At 34.6% G+C, this 22,671-nt stretch carries 25 protein-coding genes and 5 tRNA genes; 7 read left to right on the top strand and 23 right to left on the bottom strand.

Annotated features, from left to right (window positions below; genetic code table 11):
• Positions 1-141: 141 nt before the first annotated feature.
• From rplL to K7G79_RS08525, 21 genes are all read right to left on the bottom strand, one after another.
• On the bottom strand, positions 142-519 hold the full coding sequence (rplL, locus tag K7G79_RS08625) for a 50S ribosomal protein L7/L12 (protein WP_223551059.1): 378 nt from the start codon (positions 517-519) through the stop codon (positions 142-144).
• 66 nt (positions 520-585) lie between these two features.
• Positions 586-1,107 carry a 50S ribosomal protein L10 gene (rplJ, locus tag K7G79_RS08620; RefSeq protein WP_223551057.1) on the bottom strand — a complete coding sequence of 174 codons (522 nt, stop codon included), beginning with the start codon at positions 1,105-1,107 and terminating at the stop codon, positions 586-588.
• A 21-nt stretch (positions 1,108-1,128) separates the two neighbouring features.
• Positions 1,129-1,818: a 50S ribosomal protein L1 gene (rplA, locus tag K7G79_RS08615; protein WP_223551055.1), complete on the bottom strand. Its 690-nt coding sequence runs from the start codon at positions 1,816-1,818 to the stop codon at positions 1,129-1,131.
• A 19-nt stretch (positions 1,819-1,837) separates the two neighbouring features.
• Positions 1,838-2,275: a 50S ribosomal protein L11 gene (rplK, locus tag K7G79_RS08610; protein WP_223551053.1), complete on the bottom strand. Its 438-nt coding sequence runs from the start codon at positions 2,273-2,275 to the stop codon at positions 1,838-1,840.
• 77 nt (positions 2,276-2,352) lie between these two features.
• The gene (nusG, locus tag K7G79_RS08605; protein WP_223551051.1) at positions 2,353-2,907 is read right to left on the bottom strand and encodes a transcription termination/antitermination protein NusG; all 555 of its coding nucleotides are present in this window, start codon (positions 2,905-2,907) and stop codon (positions 2,353-2,355) included.
• Positions 2,908-2,923: 16 nt separating this feature from the next.
• The gene (secE, locus tag K7G79_RS08600) at positions 2,924-3,118 is read right to left on the bottom strand and encodes a preprotein translocase subunit SecE (RefSeq protein ID WP_223551049.1); all 195 of its coding nucleotides are present in this window, start codon (positions 3,116-3,118) and stop codon (positions 2,924-2,926) included.
• A gap of 64 nt (positions 3,119-3,182) precedes the next feature.
• Positions 3,183-3,255 (bottom strand) — tRNA-Trp (locus tag K7G79_RS08595).
• Positions 3,256-3,323: 68 nt separating this feature from the next.
• Positions 3,324-4,511 (bottom strand): elongation factor Tu, encoded by a 1,188-nt coding sequence (gene tuf / locus K7G79_RS08590; protein WP_223551047.1) that lies wholly within the window; start codon positions 4,509-4,511, stop codon positions 3,324-3,326.
• A 65-nt stretch (positions 4,512-4,576) separates the two neighbouring features.
• A tRNA-Thr gene (locus tag K7G79_RS08585) sits at positions 4,577-4,648 on the bottom strand.
• A gap of 68 nt (positions 4,649-4,716) precedes the next feature.
• Positions 4,717-4,789: transfer RNA gene (locus tag K7G79_RS08580), tRNA-Gly, on the bottom strand.
• 147 nt (positions 4,790-4,936) lie between these two features.
• Positions 4,937-5,019 (bottom strand) — tRNA-Tyr (locus tag K7G79_RS08575).
• 80 nt (positions 5,020-5,099) lie between these two features.
• A tRNA-Thr gene (locus K7G79_RS08570) sits at positions 5,100-5,173 on the bottom strand.
• Positions 5,174-5,274: 101 nt separating this feature from the next.
• Positions 5,275-5,577 carry a ribosome hibernation-promoting factor, HPF/YfiA family gene (gene hpf, locus K7G79_RS08565; protein WP_223551046.1) on the bottom strand — a complete coding sequence of 101 codons (303 nt, stop codon included), beginning with the start codon at positions 5,575-5,577 and terminating at the stop codon, positions 5,275-5,277.
• 37 nt (positions 5,578-5,614) lie between these two features.
• On the bottom strand, positions 5,615-6,508 hold the full coding sequence (locus K7G79_RS08560) for a tyrosine-type recombinase/integrase (protein ID WP_223551044.1): 894 nt from the start codon (positions 6,506-6,508) through the stop codon (positions 5,615-5,617).
• A 126-nt stretch (positions 6,509-6,634) separates the two neighbouring features.
• Positions 6,635-6,829 carry a 30S ribosomal protein S21 gene (rpsU, locus tag K7G79_RS08555; protein WP_223551042.1) on the bottom strand — a complete coding sequence of 65 codons (195 nt, stop codon included), beginning with the start codon at positions 6,827-6,829 and terminating at the stop codon, positions 6,635-6,637.
• 132 nt (positions 6,830-6,961) lie between these two features.
• Positions 6,962-8,125: an acyl-CoA dehydrogenase family protein gene (locus tag K7G79_RS08550; RefSeq protein ID WP_223551040.1), complete on the bottom strand. Its 1,164-nt coding sequence runs from the start codon at positions 8,123-8,125 to the stop codon at positions 6,962-6,964.
• 5 nt (positions 8,126-8,130) lie between these two features.
• The gene (locus K7G79_RS08545) at positions 8,131-9,003 is read right to left on the bottom strand and encodes a ComEA family DNA-binding protein (RefSeq protein WP_223551037.1); all 873 of its coding nucleotides are present in this window, start codon (positions 9,001-9,003) and stop codon (positions 8,131-8,133) included.
• Positions 9,004-9,018: 15 nt separating this feature from the next.
• Positions 9,019-10,641: a sodium:alanine symporter family protein gene (locus K7G79_RS08540; RefSeq protein ID WP_223551035.1), complete on the bottom strand. Its 1,623-nt coding sequence runs from the start codon at positions 10,639-10,641 to the stop codon at positions 9,019-9,021.
• Between the two features lie 104 nt (positions 10,642-10,745).
• Positions 10,746-11,768 carry a TrkA family potassium uptake protein gene (locus tag K7G79_RS08535; RefSeq protein WP_223551033.1) on the bottom strand — a complete coding sequence of 341 codons (1,023 nt, stop codon included), beginning with the start codon at positions 11,766-11,768 and terminating at the stop codon, positions 10,746-10,748.
• A 4-nt stretch (positions 11,769-11,772) separates the two neighbouring features.
• Positions 11,773-11,997 (bottom strand): PspC domain-containing protein, encoded by a 225-nt coding sequence (locus K7G79_RS08530; RefSeq protein ID WP_223551031.1) that lies wholly within the window; start codon positions 11,995-11,997, stop codon positions 11,773-11,775.
• Positions 11,998-12,091: 94 nt separating this feature from the next.
• Positions 12,092-13,363 carry a DUF2851 family protein gene (locus K7G79_RS08525; RefSeq protein WP_223551030.1) on the bottom strand — a complete coding sequence of 424 codons (1,272 nt, stop codon included), beginning with the start codon at positions 13,361-13,363 and terminating at the stop codon, positions 12,092-12,094.
• An 86-nt stretch (positions 13,364-13,449) separates the two neighbouring features.
• Here K7G79_RS08525 and K7G79_RS08520 point away from each other — a divergent pair, with 86 nt between their 5' ends.
• Entirely contained in the window at positions 13,450-13,860 is a 411-nt protein-coding gene (locus K7G79_RS08520) for a DUF2721 domain-containing protein (protein ID WP_223551027.1), read from the top strand.
• Between the two features lie 16 nt (positions 13,861-13,876).
• On the opposite strand, the gene K7G79_RS08515 is transcribed toward K7G79_RS08520, so the two are convergent.
• Positions 13,877-16,516 (bottom strand): valine--tRNA ligase, encoded by a 2,640-nt coding sequence (locus tag K7G79_RS08515; RefSeq protein ID WP_223551025.1) that lies wholly within the window; start codon positions 16,514-16,516, stop codon positions 13,877-13,879.
• A 261-nt stretch (positions 16,517-16,777) separates the two neighbouring features.
• On the opposite strand from K7G79_RS08515, the gene K7G79_RS08510 reads away from it, so the two are divergent.
• The gene (locus K7G79_RS08510) at positions 16,778-17,194 is read left to right on the top strand and encodes a DUF1573 domain-containing protein (protein WP_223551023.1); all 417 of its coding nucleotides are present in this window, start codon (positions 16,778-16,780) and stop codon (positions 17,192-17,194) included.
• Positions 17,195-17,275: 81 nt separating this feature from the next.
• Here K7G79_RS08510 and K7G79_RS08505 read toward each other — a convergent pair whose 3' ends face one another.
• Positions 17,276-18,613 carry an aspartyl protease family protein gene (locus K7G79_RS08505; RefSeq protein ID WP_223551021.1) on the bottom strand — a complete coding sequence of 446 codons (1,338 nt, stop codon included), beginning with the start codon at positions 18,611-18,613 and terminating at the stop codon, positions 17,276-17,278.
• A gap of 127 nt (positions 18,614-18,740) precedes the next feature.
• Between K7G79_RS08505 and K7G79_RS08500 the strand changes: the two genes are divergently transcribed.
• The 5 genes from K7G79_RS08500 (at position 18,741) to K7G79_RS08480 (ending at position 22,666) form a co-directional block, all read left to right on the top strand.
• Entirely contained in the window at positions 18,741-19,931 is a 1,191-nt protein-coding gene (locus tag K7G79_RS08500) for a pyridoxal phosphate-dependent aminotransferase (protein WP_223551019.1), read from the top strand.
• Positions 19,931-20,944: a UDP-N-acetylmuramate dehydrogenase gene (gene murB / locus K7G79_RS08495; protein ID WP_223551017.1), complete on the top strand. Its 1,014-nt coding sequence runs from the start codon at positions 19,931-19,933 to the stop codon at positions 20,942-20,944. The genes K7G79_RS08500 and murB overlap by 1 nt, the downstream gene beginning before the upstream one ends.
• Positions 20,945-21,016: 72 nt before the next feature.
• Positions 21,017-21,550 carry an RNA polymerase sigma factor gene (locus K7G79_RS08490; RefSeq protein WP_223551014.1) on the top strand — a complete coding sequence of 178 codons (534 nt, stop codon included), beginning with the start codon at positions 21,017-21,019 and terminating at the stop codon, positions 21,548-21,550.
• An 8-nt stretch (positions 21,551-21,558) separates the two neighbouring features.
• A complete protein-coding gene (locus tag K7G79_RS08485) occupies positions 21,559-22,368 on the top strand; it encodes an anti-sigma factor (RefSeq protein WP_223551012.1) in 810 nt (269 codons plus the stop codon).
• A gap of 94 nt (positions 22,369-22,462) precedes the next feature.
• A complete protein-coding gene (locus tag K7G79_RS08480) occupies positions 22,463-22,666 on the top strand; it encodes a membrane or secreted protein (RefSeq protein ID WP_223551010.1) in 204 nt (67 codons plus the stop codon).
• Positions 22,667-22,671 lie beyond the last annotated feature (5 nt).

Here is a 22,671-nt window from a genome sequence, read left to right as displayed (position 1 = left end):
AAAACGGACTAAATAGCAATGCTAAAATCAATGTGCTATTAAGTGCCTATTTGGGTATATTATTATATACGCAAAATGGTTTAGGACTTATCCCGCATTAGCGGGACAGACCTAAACCTTTGTATTGTTTGGGTTTTAAGCTTACTTAAGCTCAACCTCAGCTCCTGCTTCTTCTAAAGAAGATTTTAAACCTTCAGCTTCATCTTTAGAAACACCTTCTTTAATTGCGCTAGGTGCACTGTCAACTAATTCTTTAGCTTCTTTTAAGCCTAAACCAGTTAATTCCTTAACTAATTTTACAACTGCTAATTTAGAAGCACCAGCTGCTTTTAATATTACGTCAAACTCAGTTTGAGCTTCACCAGCATCGTCTCCACCAGCAGCAGGGCCAGCAGCAACTGCTACAGCTGCAGCAGCAGGCTCTATACCATACTCATCTTTTAATATAGTAGCTAACTCGTTTACTTCTTTTACTGTTAAGTTAACTAATTGTTCTGCGAAATCTTTTAAATCTGCCATTTTTCTATCGTTTTAATAAATTTTTAATTTTAATATAATTGTAATAAAGTGCGTACTTTGTTATTACTATCCTTCTTTTTCGGATAGGGTTTTAATAATACCAGCAAGTTTTCCTCCACTTGATTGAAGTGCTGAAACCACATTTTTGGCTGGAGATTGTAATAATGTAATAATATCTCCTATCAATTCTTCTCTAGACTTAATGTCTACAAGAGTATCTAATTGATCATCACCAATGTAAATAGCCTCTTCAATAAAAGCACCTTTTAATAAAGGTTTTTCAGATTTCTTTCTGAAGGTCTTAATAACCTTTGCTGGTGCATTACCAGTTTCAGAATACATTACCGAAGTATTACCTTTTAATACTGTAGGAAGTTCCCCAAACTCCTTGTCTGAAGCTTCCATGGCTTTTGCAAGCAATGTGTTCTTAACAACCGCTAGTTTAATGTTTGCTTTAAAACAAGCACGTCTTAAATCTGAAGTCGTTCCTGCATTTAATCCAGAAATATCTGTTAAATAGATATTTGGGTTCTCGGCTAATTGCGCAGTTAAGTCTTCAATTACTTGTGATTTTTCTTCTCTTGTCATAATAAAAGTTTTTAACTATAATTAACCAATTTTTGGATCTACTGCAACACTAGGACTCATTGTACTAGATAAGAAAATGCTCTTAACATAAGTACCTTTAGCAGCAGTTGGTTTCAATTTTATTAATGTATGGATTAATTCGTGTGCATTACCAGCAATTTTATCGGCACTAAATGATGCCTTACCAATTGCAGCATGAACGATACCGGTTTTATCAACTTTAAAGTCAATTTTACCAGCTTTTACCTCACTAACAGCTTTAGCAACATCCATAGTTACTGTACCCGTTTTCGGGTTAGGCATTAAACCACGAGGTCCTAAAATACGTCCTAATGGTCCTAACTTACCCATAACACTCGGCATAGTAATAATAACATCTACATCGGTCCAACCACCTTTAATTTTATCAAGGTATTCATCTAAACCAACATAGTCCGCACCAGCTTCTTTTGCTTCTGCTTCTTTGTCTGGAGTAACTAATGCTAAAACTTTCATGTCTTTACCAGTACCGTGAGGAAGCGATACAACACCTCTCACCATTTGATTTGCTTTTCTTGGATCTACACCTAATCGAACAGCAATATCTACCGATGCATCAAATTTTGTATTGGTAATATCTTTCACTAAAGCAGATGCTTCATCTAATGAATATAATCTGCCCTTTTCTATTTTTGCTAAAGCTTCTTTTTGCTTTCTTGTTAATCTTGCCATTTTTAATGTCTTTAATAGATTAAGAAGGGAACTGCCCTGTTACGGTTATACCCATTGATCTTGCGGTACCAGCAACCATTTTCATAGCAGATTCAACAGTAAATGCATTTAAATCCTGCATTTTGTCTTCAGCTATGGTCTTGATTTGATCCCACGAAACTTTAGCTACTTTCTTTCGGTTTGGTTCTCCTGAACCTTTCTTTACTTTGGCCGCTTCTAATAATTGTACTGCAGCTGGAGGTGTTTTAATAACAAAGTCGAACGACTTGTCTTTGTAAACAGAGATAACAACAGGTAATACCTTACCTGGCTTATCCTGGGTTCTCGCGTTAAATTGCTTACAGAACTCCATAATGTTTACTCCAGCAGCACCTAAAGCGGGTCCAACCGGTGGCGACGGATTCGCAGCACCTCCCCGAACTTGTAACTTAACTACTTTACTTAATTCTTTTGCCATTTTTAATAATTTAAGTCGGTATAGCTCTTAATTTTTGGAAGCGTAAGATTTATACCTAATATATAATGTAACAATTATTATACTTTTTCAACTTGCATATAACTTAGCTCTAATGGTGTTTTTCTTCCAAAAATCTTAACCATTACCTCTAGTTTACGCTTTTCTTCATTTATCTTTTCTATAGTACCATCAAACCCATTGAAAGGCCCATCGATTACTTTTACTGTTTCTCCTTTAGTAAATGGTATAGCAACATTTGCTGTTTCCTCAACCGAAAGTTCATCCACCTTACCTAACATTCTGTTAACCTCAGACTGTCTTAACGGTACAGGGTCACCCCCTTTTGTTTCACCTAAAAAACCAATAACATTAGTTACAGATCTTATAATATGGGGAATCTCACCAGATAAATTGGCCTGTATCATAATATATCCTGGGAAAAAAACCTTTTCTTTACTAATTTTTTTTCCATTACGGATTTGTATTACTTTTTCGGTAGGCACTAAAACCTGATCAACATAATCCTGCAAACCTAATCGCGTAATTTCGTTCTCGATATAGGTTTTAATTTTGTTTTCCTGACCACTTACAGCCCTAACTACATACCATTTTTTTTCACTTACTTCAGACATAATTCCGTTTTAGCCGTTAGTTAATCAAATCAAAGTAAAGTGTAATAACTTTGCTAAAAACTGTATCTACACCCCAAATAGCTAGTGAAAAAATAATTGAAAAAACAGCCACAAGAACTGTTAGTCTTTGAGCTTCTGCCCAAGGTGTCCATGTCACATTATTTTTTAACTCTTCAAATGATTCCTTAATGTAATTTATTACTCCAGCCATTCGTTTAATCTTTTAAACACTTTTCAAGTGTACTTAATGAGATAATTTATTGTCTCTTGTTTAGCACGGGTTGAGAGACTCGAACTCCCGACACCTGGTTTTGGAGACCAGTGCTCTACCAACTGAGCTAAACCCGTAATTATAAGTCAAAAGGCATCCGCCTTTGGCGGATACCTTGAGTCTTTATTTATAAACTAGTATTGTATTAGTCTAAAATTTCAGTTACCTGACCAGCACCAACTGTTCTACCACCTTCACGGATAGCGAAACGTAAACCTACGTTCATTGCAATTGGTTGAATTAAGTCTACAGTAATTGTTAAGTTATCACCTGGCATTACCATTTCAACACCATCTGGAAGAGAAATGTTTCCAGTTACGTCAGTTGTACGCACATAGAACTGTGGACGGTAGTTATTATGGAATGGTGTGTGACGACCACCTTCTTCTTTCTTAAGGATATAAACCTCAGCTTTGAATTGTTTGTGTGGTGTTACAGAACCTGGCTTGGTAATAACCATACCTCTAGAGATTTGGTTTTTATCGATACCTCTTAATAAAATACCAGCGTTATCACCTGCTTCACCTCTATCCAATATTTGACGGAACATCTCAATACCAGTGATAGTTGAAGTTAACTTCCCTGCACCCATACCAATAATTTCTACTGGATCTCCAGTATTAGCTACACCAGTTTCAATTCTACCAGTTGCAACAGTACCACGACCAGTAATAGAGAATACGTCTTCGATAGGCATTAAGAAAGGCTTATCCATATCTCTTTCTGGCTCTTCAATCCAAGTATCACAAGCTTCCATTAATTCCATTACTGTATCTACCCATTTTTGCTCACCGTTAAGTGCACCTAAAGCAGAACCAGAAATAACAGGACCGTTATCTCCATCATATTCATAGAAGTTTAGTAAATCTCTAACTTCCATATCAACAAGCTCTAAAAGCTCTTCATCGTCCACCATATCAACTTTGTTTAAGAAAACAACGATACGAGGAATACCAACTTGACGACCTAAAAGGATGTGCTCACGAGTTTGTGGCATAGGACCATCAGTAGCAGCAACAACCAAAATAGCACCATCCATTTGTGCTGCACCAGTTACCATGTTCTTAACGTAATCGGCGTGACCTGGACAGTCAACGTGTGCATAGTGACGATTCGCAGTTTGGTATTCTACGTGAGACGTGTTAATTGTAATACCTCTTTCTTTTTCTTCAGGAGCGTTATCAATTTGATCAAACGACCTTGCTTCTGATAAACCTGCGTCTGCCAATACTTTAGTAATAGCAGCTGTTAAAGTTGTTTTACCGTGATCTACGTGTCCAATTGTACCTATATTTAAGTGTGGTTTTGAACGATCAAAAGTTCCTTTTGCCATGTTAAAATAATTTAATCTTAGTTATATAATAATATTAGTGTATTTCTAAATGTTTTTTAAAACAGAGCCAATGACGGGATTTGAACCCGTGACCTCTTCCTTACCAAGGAAACGCTCTACCCCTGAGCTACACCGGCGTTTCATTTACGATTGCCGATTTTAGATTTACGATTGTAACTCGTATATCGTAACTCGTAAATTTTAGAGCGGGAGACCGGGTTCGAACCGGCGACATTCAGCTTGGAAGGCTGACGCTCTACCAACTGAGCTACTCCCGCAATTTAGCAAGCACAAACCTGCTTGGTTTTATTATAGGATTATCTCGCTTCGCTCAATGATCCTAGATTGGCGACCCAATCTAAATAATTTCTAAACGCAACTTTACAAAAGTGAACTTTTGACAAATCCTTATTAGAAATTATAAGTGGGAAGAGCAGGATTCGAACCTGCGAAGGTGAAAACCAACAGATTTACAGTCTGTCCTCGTTGGCCGCTTGAGTATCTTCCCTATTTGTTTAAAATTCCAGTATTTAAAAGAACATATTCCAAATTATCAACTTTAAAATCCCTTTCTTAAAGAAATTAAAGAGCCTCCAGAGGGACTCGAACCCACGACCTGCTGATTACAAATCAGCTGCTCTAGCCAGCTGAGCTATGGAGGCTTTTACCTACTTTTTTTTCACAAAAAAAGCCCGCTATTTCTAACGGACTGCAAATGTATATATTTATTTTTTTATTCAAAACATTTTTTTTAAAATATTTGTTAGGAATGCGCCCTTAATTTTTCTTTTCGCTTTATAAGCTGTCTTTCTAACGATGATACTGCCATATCGGCTCCTTCCTCAAAAGTTTTGCATTGCTTTTTTACCACAAAACTATCACCAGGAACACTAACCTTTGCTTCAAATATTTTATTCTCCTTGTCACTTGTGTTTTCTACCTTTAAATACACATCAGATTGTATAACTTTATCATAAAACAATTCTAACTTATCCATTCGCTTTTGAATAAAATCCAACAATTTTTTGTCAGCATTAAAATTTACCGATTGCGTGTTTACTTTCATATTACTACTTTTTTTGGTTAGACAATAATAATGAATACTATTTTTTACTTCTTGGGTGCGCTTTTACATGTACTTTTTTCAACTCTGAAATGCTATTATGAGTGTACACTTGAGTCGCAGCTAAACTAGAATGTCCAAGAAGTTCTTTAACAGCATTTAGATCAGCACCTTGGTTTAATAAATGGGTCGCAAAAGAGTGCCGTAATATGTGCGGACTCTTTTTTACTTTAGAAGATGCTTTACTAAAATAATTATTTATTATTCTGTACACAAGCGTTTCATAAATTTTTACTCCTTTTTTAGTCAAAAATAAATGCTCTTTATCTACTATTTTTAGCAGGTCCTCTCTAAATGCTAAATATTCGCGCATGGTTTGTAAGGTAAAATCCAACAAAGGCACAATACGCTCTTTGTTTCTTTTACCTAAAACCTTTAATGTTTTATTATGAAAATTAACATTACTAAGTTTTAAATTAATCAATTCTATCCTACGGATTCCAGTTGAGTAAAATAACACAAGAATTAATTTGTCCCTAAAGCCTTCAAAACTGGAATCAAAAATCAAGTTGTCCAAAACCGTATTAATTTCGGTTTCCGAAAAGGGCACCTGTACTTTCTTCTGCATTTTTAAGGCCCTATGTTTGGCTAAGGGATTTACTTCCAACTCACCTATTTTTAATAGGAATTTACAATAGGTGTTTAGTGAAGAAATTTTTCTGTTTATACTTCTATTTGAGATATTTTTTTCAACCAATGATACTATCCAATTTCTAATTTGACCATAATTAATCTGATTGATATCACTGTAACCAAACTCTATCTCAATAAATTCTGAAAAACATTCAATATCCTTAGTGTATGCCTTTACAGTCAAAGCTGAATAGTTTTTTTCCAACAACAAGTAATCTTTAAAAGGCTTTAGAAAGTTCAAGGTTTGTGTAGTTTGAAGTTTAAAGTTATAAAAAACTAGTTTCTAAAACTAATTCATCATAAAAATTTAGGACAAAAAAAATCCCGCATACAGCGGGATAATATATAATTGTAGTATACGTATACGTTAAATTTCTTCAGCGTCCCTTAAACTTTGAATGTACTGCGCTTTTTGTATTTGTGCCCTACGCTCAACTGAAGGCTTTGTAAATTGCTTGCGTATCTGTAATTGACGCTTAACACCAGTTCTGTCGAACTTACGCTTAAAACGCTTTAACGCTCTATCTATATTTTCTCCTTCTTTAATTGGTATTATTAACATAGTGTCTTAACCTCCTCTCTTTTAGATTTTGTGGATGCAAATATAATTAATAAAAAATAATGAACAATTAAAAGTTTAAGAATTATTTTAATGCTAAATCCTACCCATCTCATTAATTCTTATTTTTTAAACTTAAGTAGCTGGCTTGTACTCTTTTTTGTCAATTACAATCTTAGCTAAAATCTCACGAAGTATTTCTGAAGTACCACCCCCTATAGGCCCCAACCTACTATCTCTCAACAATCGCGCCATTGGATAATTTTCCATATAACCATAACCACCTAAAAATTGGAGGCATTGGTAAATAACCTCGTCGGCCATCTTTGTCGACTTTAATTTGGATATAGTCGCTTCTTTTACAACATACTCTCCTTTATCCAGCCTTGAGGCCACCATATAATTATAGTTTTTACACAGTTCAATATCGGCGTATAAATCAGCTACATTATGACGTAATGCTTGAAATTGATCAATAGTTTTTCCAAAAGCTTTGCGTTCAGACATATATTTTAAGGCATAATCCAAAGCATATTCTGCACGGGCATGGGCATTTATCCCCATAACCAAACGCTCAAGTGAAAAATGTTGTACAATATACCCAAAACCTTTATTTTCTTCACCTAGAATGTTAGTCGCAGGTATTTTTACATTATCAAATGCAATTTCACCAGTATCAGAAGCACGCCAACCCAATTTATCCAACTTTGTAGCAGACACTCCTTTGGTTTCCCTATCGATTACAAACATGCTCAATCCTTTATTGCCCAATTCGGGTTTCGTCTTAGCTGCAACAACTAAATAATCACTATAAACTCCATTGGTGATAAAAGTCTTAGAGCCGTTAATTATATAATAGTCGCCCTCTTTAACAGCTGTAGTTCGCATACCCGCTACGTCACTCCCTCCAAAAGGCTCGGTAATGCACAAGCAGCCTATTTTATCTCCGGTTATACTGGATGTAAGATAATTTTGCTTGATGGTTTTGTTGCCCTGTGCATTGAGATGTGTCATTGCCAAATATACATGCGCCCAAATTGTCGCAGCAAAACCAGCTGAGTTTATTTTTTGAAGTTCCTCCAATAGGATAACCATATAGAATAGGCCCAGATTCAATCCACCATAGGCCTCTGGATAACTAATACCTAAGAAGCCCATATCTCCAAACTTTTTCCAAATAAACCGGTCAATAGTTCCAGTTTTTTCCCAAGATTCAATATGCGGAACAACTTCTTTCTTTAAAAAATCCTGTAGACTCTTTCTAAAGAGGTGATGTTCTTCGGTAAAGTACTTATTCATTTATTCTAATTTTCGAGCGACAAATATAATTTAATTATCTCTAATTTATTTACCGGGAAATCTTTTACTTTTTTCAACTCGTCTAACGACTGAAAGCCATCTCTTAAGGTTCTCGTTTCTATAATCTCTGAAGCCAAATCATAATCGATATGCTGCACTGTAACCAATTGAGCTACAGTTGCAGTTTTTAAATTAATTTTTTCGATGCGTCTTGGTGTTTTAACCGTAAAATGGTTGGTGATACGTTCAATAACCTCTGGGGACAGGCCATAAACATCTTCTAATTGTACATCGGCAATAAAACCACCAACAAACTTATTCCTGAACTTAACAATTCGATCTGAAAGTACCTCACCAACACCATTAACCTTTTGTAATTGTTGTACCGTTGCTATGTTTAAATCCAATTTTTGGGCATAGGTTTTTGACTTGTTACCATAACTCTCATTAATAATATTACTTAGCTTAGGGTTAGTTACCCAATCCGGAAATTTAAAATAAGGAGAAATAGCATCCAATAAAGAATCGGATACTTTGGTAATCTCCTGAAATTGTTTGGCAGAATTAATCCATTGGTCTTGTTTTCTAAAAACCAATAACCGATCTATTTCCTCATTACTCATTCCTAAAGTAGCCCCTTTATAATCGGTTATGTAATTGGGGTTAAAAGGAAATATCCTTGGTTGCTGTAATACTATTTCAGCTTGTCTCAAAGAATCTATTTCTTTAGTATAGGTTTCATAGGCATCTTCATTAAAAGAAACAGCTTCAGAAGGCAAATCAATAAAAACATAACTTACCTGAACTATTACAATAAGTAGTACCAATAAAAAAATCCCATTCCTTTGTTGTTTGGTAAACGTAAAATGGGATTTCATATTTATTTTGGTTAGTTACATATGCTTTGTAAGGTCCTCTGCTCCTTCATCTAAGGCATCATGTTTTATATTGATGGCGTTGTAATATTTTTTAAGCTCCCTACTAATTACCGGCGACAACAGCACCACTCCAATGATATTGGGAACCACCATGGCAAAAATCATAGCATCTGAAAAATCAATCACAGCTCCTAGACTTATGGATGAACCAACTACGACAAAAATCAAAAACAACACCTTGTAGACCAAGTCACTTACTTTACCTTTACCGAACAAATACACCCAACCTTGCATACCATAGTAAGACCACGAAATCATAGTAGAAAAAGCAAATAAAATTACTGCAACTGTTAATACAATCGAGAAATGGGGAATGACACTATCGAAAGCAGTAGCTGTTAGCTCAACACCCTCTTTAATTGGTACACCATACTCCATAAAACTACCGTCAAAGTTAGTTATAACAATCACTAAAGCCGTCATAGTACAAATAACCACAGTATCTACGAAAGGCTCTAATAACGCTACTATACCCTCGCTTGCAGGATATTTTGTTCTTACAGCAGAGTGTGCTATTGCAGCACTACCCACACCAGCCTCATTGGAAAACGCCCCCCTTCTTATACCCTGAATCATAACACCTATTAGCCCTCCTGCGATACCAAGCCCAGAAAACGCACCTTCAAATATTAAACCAAAAGCATCATCTATTAAATTCCAATTTACTCCTAAAATAATTAAAGCAGCCAAAACATAGATTCCTGCCATAAACGGTACGACCTTTTCTGTTACTGAAGCAATTCTCTTTATGCCTCCTATAATTACTATAGCAACAATTACTGCCATAACAATACCAAAATACATTCCTGCGTTAGAACTTTCAAAATCAAATAATTTCACAAACTGAGCCGCTGCCTGGTTAGCCTGAAACATATTTCCACCACCAAAAGAGCCTCCAATTACGAAAATGGCAAATAAAACAGCCAACACTTTACCTAATCCTGTCAGACCCTTTTCCTTGAGTCCTTTGGTTAAATAATACATAGGACCACCGTAAACCGTACCATCTTCACCAACATCCCTATATTTAACCCCTAAGGTACACTCGGCAAACTTAGATGCCATACCCAACAAACCAGCAAGAATCATCCAAAACGTAGCTCCAGGACCACCAATTGATAGTGCTACTGCCACTCCTGCAATATTTCCCAACCCAACGGTCGCCGACAAAGCTGCCGTTAAGGCTTGAAAGTGGGATACTTCGCCATGGGCACTATCGTCCCTTAATGTTTCAATAATATTATGGTCTTCGTTTGGAGTAGGATCTCCATATAGTGTGTCTGCACCATGTTTTTCAATATCCTCATATTTGCCTTGAACAACCCGCAAAGCCGTTCTAAAGCCTGTAATATTTATAAACTTAAAATAGAATGTAAAGAACAGAGCACCACCTATTAATACAATCAATACCCACGGAATTTGATATGCGTCTGAAAATGGAATTTCATAAAAAATAGCCTCAACAAACCAACTCGTGTATTCTTTGAAAGTCTCATCGATCTTTTCAGAAGTCGATTTTTGGGCAAAAATTAAAATTGGCGAAAGTATTGAAAATATGGTAAGGAGATACTTCTTCATAAGAAATTAAAAATTGGTTAGTTTTTGACAATTTTATTTTAAAAGGTAGCAAGATGCTAAAAATTATTTGTTTTTTAAAACATAAGCTGTTAAAATAGAAAAAGCTAATCTATATTATAAACTGCATTTAAAGCTTCTATTTGTTCTGGACGCCCCAAAACAATTATCTTGGAGTTAGGAGCCAACTCCAATTCTGCTTCAGGATTTACAAAATAATCACCATTCTCGTCCTTATAACCAATGACCGTGCAACCTGTCTTTTTTCTTAAATCTAAATCCTTAATGGTTTTACCAGATGTTTTAGTATGCAACTTTTCAACCGCTACTTCCTCTATATTAATATTGTTTTTACCTATGATATTCAAATTATCGACAAATTCCATTAATCCTGGAACAACTACTAACGATGCCATATGATTACCTCCAATATTATCTGGAAGAATCACGTTATTCGCCCCGGCAAACTTCAATTTATCATAAGACGACTCGCTAGATGCCCTGCTAATTATATTGATTTCGTTATTTATTTGCCTAGCTGAGAGGACCACAAACAAATTATCGGCATCATTTGGTAATGCTGAAATAAAATTAGAAGCCCGATCCACACCAGCTTGTATTAATACCTCATCTTCATTAGCATTTCCAATTATATATGGTACTCCATCTATTTGAAGGCGTTCTTCCAGTTCCTTATTTTTTTCAATCACCACAAAAGCTTTTTTATGTGCCATTAGCTTTTTAACGGCCTGCTTCCCATTTCTTCCATAGCCGCAAACCACAACATGGTTTTTATAGCCATCAATTTGTTTTTGCATTCTCCTGTGTTTTAATTCTTCTAAATTATTTTTACTTAAGATATATTCCGTAATAACCGATAAGGCATATCCCACAATTACTATACTAGCCAGTATTAAAAATATTGTAAAAACCTTGGACTCTTCATTTAATGGCACCACTTCTCCAAAACCAACGGTAGTCATGGTTATTACAGTCATATAAAAGGCATCGACCCATGAATAACCAGATATTACAACATAGCCTACTACACCAATTAACATGATAACACATAACAAAAATAAAGCTGTGTATATTTTGGTTCTAAAAAAACGGATTAGGTGATTAGTCATATAATTATAAATCGAAAACTGATGAGCGTTTCGTATAAATTAAATCTTTAATGCGTATCCAAAATGCTAAAAACAAATATAATGCAAAACCAAAACCTAAAGTCACGAAGGTTAGGTACATAAACGACGTACGCACTACCTTAGCTCTAATACCCAATCGATCTGCAATACGCTGGCATACATAATAGCCATGCTTTTGAAAAAAAAGTAATGGTTTATAAACATTCATGTCGCAATTTAGTATTTCCTTTTTTAGTTTAAAAGTTAATTTCTAAAGAAGTTAATGGTTAATTGATATTAACCATAATATTTATAATCTTACATTATTTGTGCAAAAGCTTATTTCCTATAGCACATTGCAAACATCTGTTTTTGCTGCAATATTCTGTTTTTAACTGAACCAAAGCTTGCGAATGTAAGGCTGATGTTACTATTGGGTTTAACTTTTGAAAGGCTTCTACAATGCTATTCTGTTCAGATTTGATTTCTGAAATGAGTTTTAATATTTCATCATCTACTGGATTTCCCTGTTGTTTGGCATAACAATATTTTAAAGGTATTATGGTGTTGATAAGCAATAAATCGACAAAAGCTTTTGAAATAGTTTTAATTGATGGTTTAGATTCTCTTTGAAAGGTGTAATGGCTTTGCCAATAGGTTGAAGTTGCAACCTTTAACAATTTATAAAACTCATTCAATGTTGTTGATTTGATAATTTTTGAAAACAAATTTTGATGCAAATGGTACAGATTAGCCAACTGTGATAAGCGTATAGTTGGAAAACTTGAGGGTCTTAACCTAAAAAACTGCAAAGGCAGCACTTTTGAGTTCTCTAATTTAAATTTCTGCCTAAGAAACTCATAGTCCTTCACTAAGATATTATAATAACCATTTTCTATAGTATCCAATAATAAACCTGACTGACCAAAAAATAAGGCTTCTAGATTTTGCTGGTTGGATTGAATTTTTCTAACTATTGAAAAATCTGTTGCGTTTGCCATACTAAAGAAAGCTTCACCATTGACCTTTAAACCAAAATTCTTAGACAAAAGTTTAAACAATACAGCTTCCCAATCATTTTTTGAAGTTTCTAACAGCGATTCAATAGTTAATGCTTTTCGTTCCAAACGTTCAAAATAAAGACGTTCCAGCCAATTGCTCAATAAAAAACTATCTATACTATGGAAATCATTTTCACAGTTAATCCAACTATTTTTCGTAGCAAATAATGCTTTGTAATTACCCAATACATTTGTCCGAATATAATCTTTAAGCTGTAATGTTGGTATAGTGGTATTATCACTTCTAAAGACTTCCGTATCATGCTCCCATACCACATGCAAGATAACATTATCATAAGTTTTGTCCTTTTCGTGATTGTGTAAAAACCAATCTGCCGATTTTACATGCATTTCTACGTTGCCCGCCCAAAGCTGTTCACCAATTTGTAACTGGGCATTAAAAAAGTCGGGGCCTGCATTACAGTTATGTTGCCCAACTGACTTAACTACAATTACTTCGCCTTGAACAGTTTTTAATCTATGAAGGTCAATTTTTTTATATTTCCAGAGGTAATGTAAAAAGTCTTCTTGCATATTAGAAAGATAAAACTTACTCTAAAACTAACAAATTCTAAATCCATATTATTAAACAAATTGATAAATTTGCACAAAATTCCACTATGGAACAACTTACTTTAACAACACCTGCACTATTATTTTCAGCTATTTCTTTAATCATGCTGGCTTACACCAATAGGTTTTTGGCTTATGCTGCTGTTGTTAGGGACCTCCATGATAAGTACCAAAAGAAAAAAAATAAAGTATTTATAAAACAAATAGAGAATATTAAGAAGCGGCTTTACTTAACCCGTTCCATGCAAATTTTTGGCATTACCAGTTTATTGCTTTGCGTGCTCACCATGTTTTTAATTTACATTCAACAACACACCATAGCCATTTGGGTATTTGGTTTGGCTTTGCTTTTACTCATTTTATCCTTAGCACTCTTGATTGTAGAAATACAGATTTCTGTAAAAGCACTCGAACACCACATAAGTGATATTGAGAATAATGGAGCTGATAATCTTTAGTCTAACTAAATCTTTATTATTTCAAACTGGCCAAACTGGCCTTTAGGGTTTCTATTTTAGCCAAAGCATCAGCCTCTTTTTTCTTCTCCATTGCCACCACCTGTTCAGGTGCATTATTAACAAAACGATCGTTAGACAGTTTCTTTTTTACCGACTTCAAAAAACCTTCAATATAGTTTAGTTCCTCTGTAAGCCTTTTAATTTCCTCTTCCCTATTAACGTTATCCAATGAAACAGGAACAAAGTATTCATTAGACTTTACTCGGTAACTCATTGCGCCGTATAAACCATCTCCTGAATAAGATAGGTTTTCCACATTTCCTAATTTTTTGATGACCGCATCAAAACTTTTTGAAACACCTTCATTATTTATCACAATCAAATCTATTGCATCTTTGAATGGTATATTTTTATCTTTACGAATAGTCCTAATTCCAGAAACCACTTCAGAAGCAAAATCAAATTGATATATAAGTTCTTTATCTGATGCTTCAACATTAGGATATTTGGCAATAATTAAAGCCTCTTTTGGTGTGCGCACTTTCATGGTTTGCCATATTTCTTCAGTAATAAAAGGCATAAACGGATGCAATACTTTTAAATTATCCTCAAAAACAGCAAGAAGCTCATGGTATGTTTTGGCATCTATGGGCTGTTCAAAAGCCGGCTTTACAATTTCCAATAACCAACCACAAAAATCATCATAGATCAATTTATAAATTGCCATTAAAGCATCACTCAAACGGTACTTACTGTAATGATCTTCAATTTCAGTCAAAGTTTGATTAAACTTAGCTTTGTACCAGTCTAAAGCTATTTTGCTCGATTGGGGCTGATCTATAGTTTCTGAAACCTCCCATAGTGTTGTTAAATAAAAGGCACTCCATACTTTATTACCCAATCCTCTACCTTGTTGGCAAAGGGCTATATCGAATAACAAATCGTTACCCGCTGCAGAACTCAGCAACAACCCAACACGAACACCGTCTGCACCATAATCTTCAATAAGTTTTAGGGCATCTGGTGAATTACCCAATGACTTAGACATTTTTCGGCGTTGCTTATCGCGCACTAAACCTGTTAAATAAACATTTTTAAACGGACGTTCTCCTTTGTATTCATAACCAGCAATAATCATACGGGCAACCCAGAAAAATAAAATATCGGGCCCCGTCACCAAATCGTTGGTAGGATAATAATACTTTATATCTTCGTTTTCAGGATTCCTAATCCCATCGAAAACACTCATGGGCCACAACCAAGACGAAAACCAAGTATCCAAGGCATCTTCATCTTGCCTTAAGTCACTGGTTGTTAATTGTTGGTTATTGGTTTTTTGTTTGGCAAGTTCTAAAGCTTCTTCCATGGTTTCAGCCACCACAAAATCATCTTTTCCATCACCATAGTAATAGGCCGGGATTTGTTGTCCCCACCATAACTGTCGTGATATATTCCAATCACGTATATTCTCCATCCAATGACGATAAGTATTTTCAAATTTTCTTGGGAACAACTTTACCTCCCTATCGTCTCCTAAAACAGCATCTAAAGCTGGCTTAGCGAGTTCTTCCATTTTCAAAAACCATTGATCTGATAATCTAGGCTCTATAACACATTTGGTCCTTTCGGAAGTCCCCACTTTATTGGTATATTGTTCAACTTTTACCAAATAGCCTTTGTCTTCCAGCTCCTTTGCAATTTCCTTTCGTACCACAAAGCGATCTTTTCCTTCGTAATGCAACCCAAAGGAATTTAATGTGGCATCGGCATTAAATATATCGATAACGTCTAAATTGTGCTTATCCCCTAAAGCCTTATCATTTTCATCGTGTGCTGGTGTGACTTTTAAACAGCCCGTACCAAACTCAACATCAACATAATCGTCTTCAATTATCGGTATTTCCCTTTCACACAAAGGCACTATGGCCTTTTTCCCTTTTAAATGGATGAAACGTTCATCATTTGGATTAATACAAATCGCAGTATCACCTAAAATGGTTTCTGGGCGAGTGGTGGCTATGGTCACTTTTTCATCAGACCCTACTATATCATACTTTAAGTAATATAAGTTGCCTTGACGTTCCTCATAAATCACTTCTTCGTCCGATAAAGTCGTTTTTGCTTCTGGATCCCAATTCACCATCCGATACCCCCTGTATATCAAACCTTTATTATATAAGTCTACAAAAACCTTAATAACAGACTCAGACAAAGCGGGATCCATGGTAAAGGCTGTTCTATCCCAATCACAGGATGCGCCAAGTTTTTTTAATTGTTCTAAAATAATACCTCCATACTCATGTTTCCATTCCCAAGCATATTTTAAAAACTCATCGCGTGTTAAGTCATTTTTATTGATGCCTTGCTCCTTTAGCCTAGCAACTACTTTTGCCTCAGTAGCAATAGAAGCATGGTCTGTTCCGGGCACCCAGCAGGCATTTTTACCTTGTAATCGTGCACGACGTATTAATACGTCCTGTATGGTATTGTTAAGCATGTGCCCCATATGCAACACACCAGTAACATTTGGAGGAGGTATTACAATGGTATAAGGTTCTCTTTCGTCTGGTGTAGAATGAAAATAATTATGTTTCATCCAGTAATCGTACCACTTACCTTCTACTTGGCTTGCATCATATTTTGATGGAATTTGCATACTTTGGAATAGTTTTTGACAATTAGAGTGCAAAAGTACTTATATTTCTTTAGCTGTGAAACCAATAGGTTTACAAAAAACAGTGCAAAACAACAGAAGCATGGTACATTTCACTAAGTTGAATATGTTAATACTTGTGCAGTATGTCTAATATTTTTGTTGTTTGAAGAAAAAGTAAGTATGTTTGACTTGGTTTATGAAGCTAAAGCATTTAAAAATGCTTAATTGAATGTTGAATTAATTAACTAAAAAATTATAAAGATGAAACAATTAATTACTATGTTATGTATTGGTTTATTGAGTTTTTCAATGAATGCTCAAGCTAAAATTGAGTTTAAAAGCGATACTATTGATTATGGAACTATTGAAAAAGGTTCTGATGGTGTTCGTGTTTTTGAATTTACCAATACAGGCGATGAACCTTTAATTATATCACAAGTAAAATCCAGCTGTGGCTGTACTATTCCTAAAAAACCAAAAGACCCTATTTTACCTGGAAAAACTGGAGAAATTGAAGTGAAATACGACACCAACAGAGTGAACCCTATTAGAAAGACCATCACAGTTATTTCTAATGCTGAAACCCCTACCGTAGCCTTAAAAATAAAAGGATTAGTAGTCGATTCGAGCAAGGAAAGCGTCTTGGAAAAGAAAGATAAAAGTATTGTACAGCAGTAAATAAATTGTTTACTTGCAACAAAAAGCCCGAACAGCTCACTGTTCGGGTTTTTTGTTGGGAAACAGTATAATAAAGCCTCATTAATCAGAAAATACGTCTTCTAAAATAAACGAAAATCCCATAACCAAACCATTCCTATCAATTTTTAACCTAATACGTTTTCCTATGTCATCATAAAATATATGTGTCAAATCCTGCAAACTGTGTTGATGCGCTTGTTTTCCATTAATAGATAAAATAATATCACCAAGCTTGAGACCTGCCTTATCAGCAGGGGAATCACGCCTTAATTCAACAATTTTAAAAGCTGGTTTTAATAACAGCTTATATTCATTATTCAACACAATTTTAGTACCGTTTAACTCTTGATTATTTGAATTTGCTATAGTATTACTGTCATTATTTTTCTCCTTTACTAACCTAACTCCATCATGGGCCAACTCTATACCGCTTTTATTATACGTAAATTTACTATTAAAATTACTATTCTTTTTTAAAGTTATAATGCCCCGTTGATAGTCCACTATAATATTAAATCGCTTGAGGACATTTCCCGAAATGCTTCCATTTCTATTTTTAAAACGCCTTGCATAAAAAATTGACAATGAATCCGGAAATGCCACATTTACATCCTTCAAGCTAAAACCTTTAAGAGAAAAAGCATCTAATCTAGAACGTTTTCCATAAACACTACCACTTAAACCAAGTCCCAAAAAATCATTGAAAAATTTATTACTGGATTTTATACCTAAAGCTTCATTTTCAAACAACCACAAGGCATCACTTCCGCCAGAATCAAGTAAAAGCTTAACGGGGATATTTTTGTTATTAATACTTACCGATGCATTAATGTAAGGCTTATTATTATAGAACTCCAAATAAAATCGCTCACATGTCTTACAGTTTTTATACCTGTAATGATCTGGTTCTGTAAGCTTAAGAAATTTATGGGTATAATTAATTTCCACAACCAAATCCTTAAATAAATCAAATCCAATAATACCATGGACCGGAATCCCCAATCTGGGAGCAAAATTTAAATTTGAATCATATACTGCGTAAAGGTCCTGATTTAATTTAATAGCATCTCCTATTCTAAAAACATTATTGGTAGACTTTAATGCTTCAACCGTCTCCCCATCTCCCAAACCACGTAATTGTATAAGCTCAGTATCTTTAATCTTCAGGGAATCGGAAATATTTAATATGTTAAAGATTATAGGTTTGCTAACGCCTGTATCTAATAAAAAAGAAAGCTCTACACCGTTTATTTCTACTGGAAAAACTATAAGGTTATTGATAAACTTAAACCTAACCTTATCTGATTTGTTTTTATTTTGTACAGTAAACTTCCCTTGAGAAAAAGCTGTATTAGTAAAACAAAAGATCAGTAAAATAAAACTTAAAACTCTATGCATTGATAGAAACAAATTTATTCATTCAATTTACGAATCTTTAAAATAGAGACATTATTTAAACCCATTTTTTAAAAAAACTTTAAGATAATTTTCCCAAATTTGCAATCTCAAATTAAATTTTACTAAAATGCCAAATATATCAAAGAAGGGGGGGGCTATGCCAGAATCACCCATACGAAAACTGGTTCCTTACGCAGAACAAGCTATTAAGGACGGAAAAACCATTTATCATTTAAATATTGGCCAACCCGATATAAAAACGCCTCAAATTGCACTCGATGCCGTGAAGAACCTATCATTGGACATACTCGCTTATTCACGATCAGAAGGCTCAGAGACCTACCGCATTAAAATTGCCAACTATTATGAAAAAAATAATATAGAAGTTACCCACGATGATATTATAGTGACTACAGGTGGAAGTGAAGCTCTATTATTTGCTTTTGGTTCCATTATGGATGCCGATGATGAAGTGATTATCCCAGAACCGTTTTATGCCAACTACAATGGGTTTTCAACAGCTTCAGGGATTAATATTGTACCTGTAATTTCTAAGATTGAAGACAACTTTGCCTTACCACCTATTGAGGAATTTGAGAAACTTATCACCTCAAAGACCAAAGCTATTCTAATATGTAACCCAGGAAATCCAACGGGCTATTTATATTCTCAGGAAGAAATACAAAAATTAGCTAGCTTGGTTAAAAAACACGATTTGTTTTTAATAGCTGATGAAGTTTACCGGGAGTTTGCCTACGATGGGCACAAGCACTACTCAGTTATGCAAGAACCAGGTATTGAAGACCACGCCATTATGATAGACTCAGTATCTAAGCGTTACAGTATGTGTGGGGCTCGTGTAGGTTGTTTGGTTTCAAAAAATAAAACCATCATACAAACGGCATTAAAATTTGCACAGGCACGTTTAAGTCCCCCTACATTTGCTCAAATAGCAAGCGAGGCTGCACTGGAAACCCCTCAAAGTTATTTTGATGCCGTTATAGAAGAGTATGTAGGCCGCCGCAATACCTTAATTAATGAATTAGAAAAAATTGAAGGTGTTAAAGTTGCTAAGCCCAATGGTGCCTTTTACTGTGTAGTCGAACTGCCAATAAAAAATGCCGATCATTTTGCGCAATGGCTATTAGAGGATTTTAACATTAATGGTGAAACGGTTATGGTTGCTCCTGCTGCTGGCTTTTACTCTACACCTAATGTTGGCTTAAACCAAATACGAATTGCATACGTACTTAATAAGGAAAGTTTAATAAAAGCAGTTAATATTATAAAAGAGGCTTTAAAGATTTACAACAATTAGTGTTCATTCAAGACAACATATCCTTAAAACCTTATAACACATTTGGCATTGATGCTATTGCTAAACATTTTGTTTCCGTATCTAGCATTGACGAATTAAAGTCTGTTTTATCACAAAAAAAATATCCAAACAAAATTATTTTGGGAGGGGGTAGCAATATGTTGCTCACAAAAAACCAAGACGCACTTGTAATTCACCTCAACATAAAAGGCATTGATATTATTTCAGAAAATGAAGACAATGTTTTAATTAAAGCCTATGCAGGCGAAAACTGGCATGAATTTGTACTTTGGTGCCTAAACAAAGGGTATGGCGGTATTGAAAATTTGTCACTCATACCAGGTAATGTAGGCACTGCCCCCATTCAAAACATAGGAGCCTATGGTGTTGAACTTAAAGACGTTTTTGTGTCCTGTGAGGCTTTATCAGTTGCAAACAAAACTCTAAAGACCTTTTCTAAAGAAGATTGTAACTTTGGTTATAGAAATTCCATATTTAAACAGCAATCCAAGGGCAAATATGTTATTACCAGTGTTACATTTAGGCTAACCAAAAAAAACCACGAGTTGCACATTAACTATGGTGCCATTGCTTCGCAACTTGAAACCCTGAACGTAAATAACCCGACCATAAAAGACATTTCCCGAGTAGTTATTGCTATTAGGGAAAGTAAATTACCTAATCCAAAAGAGATTGGCAATAGTGGCAGTTTTTTTAAAAATCCTATTATATCAAAATCACATTACAATAAGTTGTTAAAAAGCTTTGACCTTATTCCATGCTATCCTGTTTCTGAAGATGAAATAAAAGTCCCAGCCGGTTGGCTTATTGAAAAAGCTGGATTTAAGGGTAAACGATTTAATGATTATGGCGTTCATAATAAACAGGCTTTGGTGTTGGTCAATTATGGCAATGCAAAAGGTGAAGATATATTGAAACTTTCCAGGTTAATTCAAAAAACTATTAAAAGATTATTTAATATAACCCTAGAAGCTGAAGTAAATATTCTATAAAGTATTAAAAGAAATTTCTACATTTGATATAATCCAGTATTAAGCAGTTAATACTTTTAAATTAACAAAAGATTGATTTCAGAAATAGAAAAAGAAATAGTTTCATTACTTAGAAACGGTGATAAAAAGGCCATAACACTGCTTTATAACAATTATGCTGATGCACTTTACGGTGTTATTAAAAAAATAATTATTGATGACGAAATTGCTCAAGATGTCTTACAAGAAAGCTTTGTTAAGATATGGCGTTATGCAAAAAAATATGATGCCTCTAAAGCTAAACTTTTTACCTGGTTATATAGAATTGCATATAACACGGCCATAGACAAAGTACGGTCCTTAAAAAATAAAACCGAAAAGGAAGTCCAAATAGAAGTTTCATCCGTATATAAGATTACATCGAACACGTTAAACCAAGACGTATTAGATATTAAGAAGCATTTAAAAACTATAGACGAAAAATATCAAATTGTAATAAACGCTCTCTTTTTTGAGGGCATGACACAACAAGAAGCTAGTGACGAATTAGACATTCCACTAGGTACTATAAAATCGAGATTAAAAATTGGATTGCGTGAACTGAAAAAAATTTACGATCCGCAATAAAAATTGTCATGGATGAAAAAATAAATACTTTTTTAGATTCTGGACTTTTAGAAAAATATCTAATTGGCACAACTACTATTGCTGAAACAGAACAGGTCGAGACATATATCTCAAAATATCCAGAAGTGCAAAATGCTTACAATACAATGCAATTTAACCTAGAAGTTATTGCTAAAAGTAATGCAATTGAAGCTCCAAAAGACATCTTAAAAGCTGTTTTAGATGAACTAGATGACACTCCAGTTGTAAACATAAGCACCTTTCAAAAATATAAATCTTGGTATAAAATAGGTGTAGCAGCCTGTGTAGCCTCTATTATTTTTGCTGGCACCAGTTTTTTGTTCTTCAAGCAAAACCAAAAACTTAGTAACTACAATCACTTACTAAGTGAAGAAAACCAAACGGTAGTTGATGAACTTTTTGATTTACGTAGTGACATAGAGGAAAACAATGCGAAATTAGACGCCGTAATGCAACAGTTTGTAAAACTTAATGACCCCGAAACCTATAAATATATTATTCAAGGCAATAATCGTGCGAGCAAATTAAAAACTGTTGCCTACATTAATCCAAGAGAAAAAACATCTATGATTGATGTGGTTTCATTACCAGAATTACCTGAAGAACAATGTTTCCAAATATGGGCTGAATTACAAGGTAAAATGGTAAGTTTAGGTATTTTAACAGAAGAGGACCGACAGTTAAGAGCAATACCTTATACCGAAGATGCTTTAGCTCTTAACATTACCATAGAACCAAAGGGTGGTAATTCCATAGCATCATTAGATAATTCGGTTGCTCACATAAGCTTACAATAGAAAAAGAAATATTATATTAATTAAGCCTCAATTTGAAATTGAGGCTTTTTAATTTTATAAAACTACCTATCTTTGTACAAATTATTTATCACAGATGAAACTTCTTTTAATAACGTTTATATTATTAGGCTTGGGCTTAGCTGGAATTGCCATAAAAATTTGGGCAAAAAAAGATGGTAAGTTTGCTGGCACCTGTGCCAGTCAAAACCCAATGCTTAACAAAGAGGGTGAAACTTGTGGCTTTTGTGGAAGAACTCCAGACCAATACAGTGAATGTAACGAACCTCAACATTCCTAATTAGT

The sequence above is a fragment of the Aestuariivivens sp. NBU2969 genome (genome assembly GCF_019931125.1).
GTDB classification, from domain to species: Bacteria; Bacteroidota; Bacteroidia; order Flavobacteriales; family Flavobacteriaceae; genus Aestuariivivens; species Aestuariivivens marinum.
This window is presented reverse-complemented; position numbering and strand designations above follow the sequence as displayed.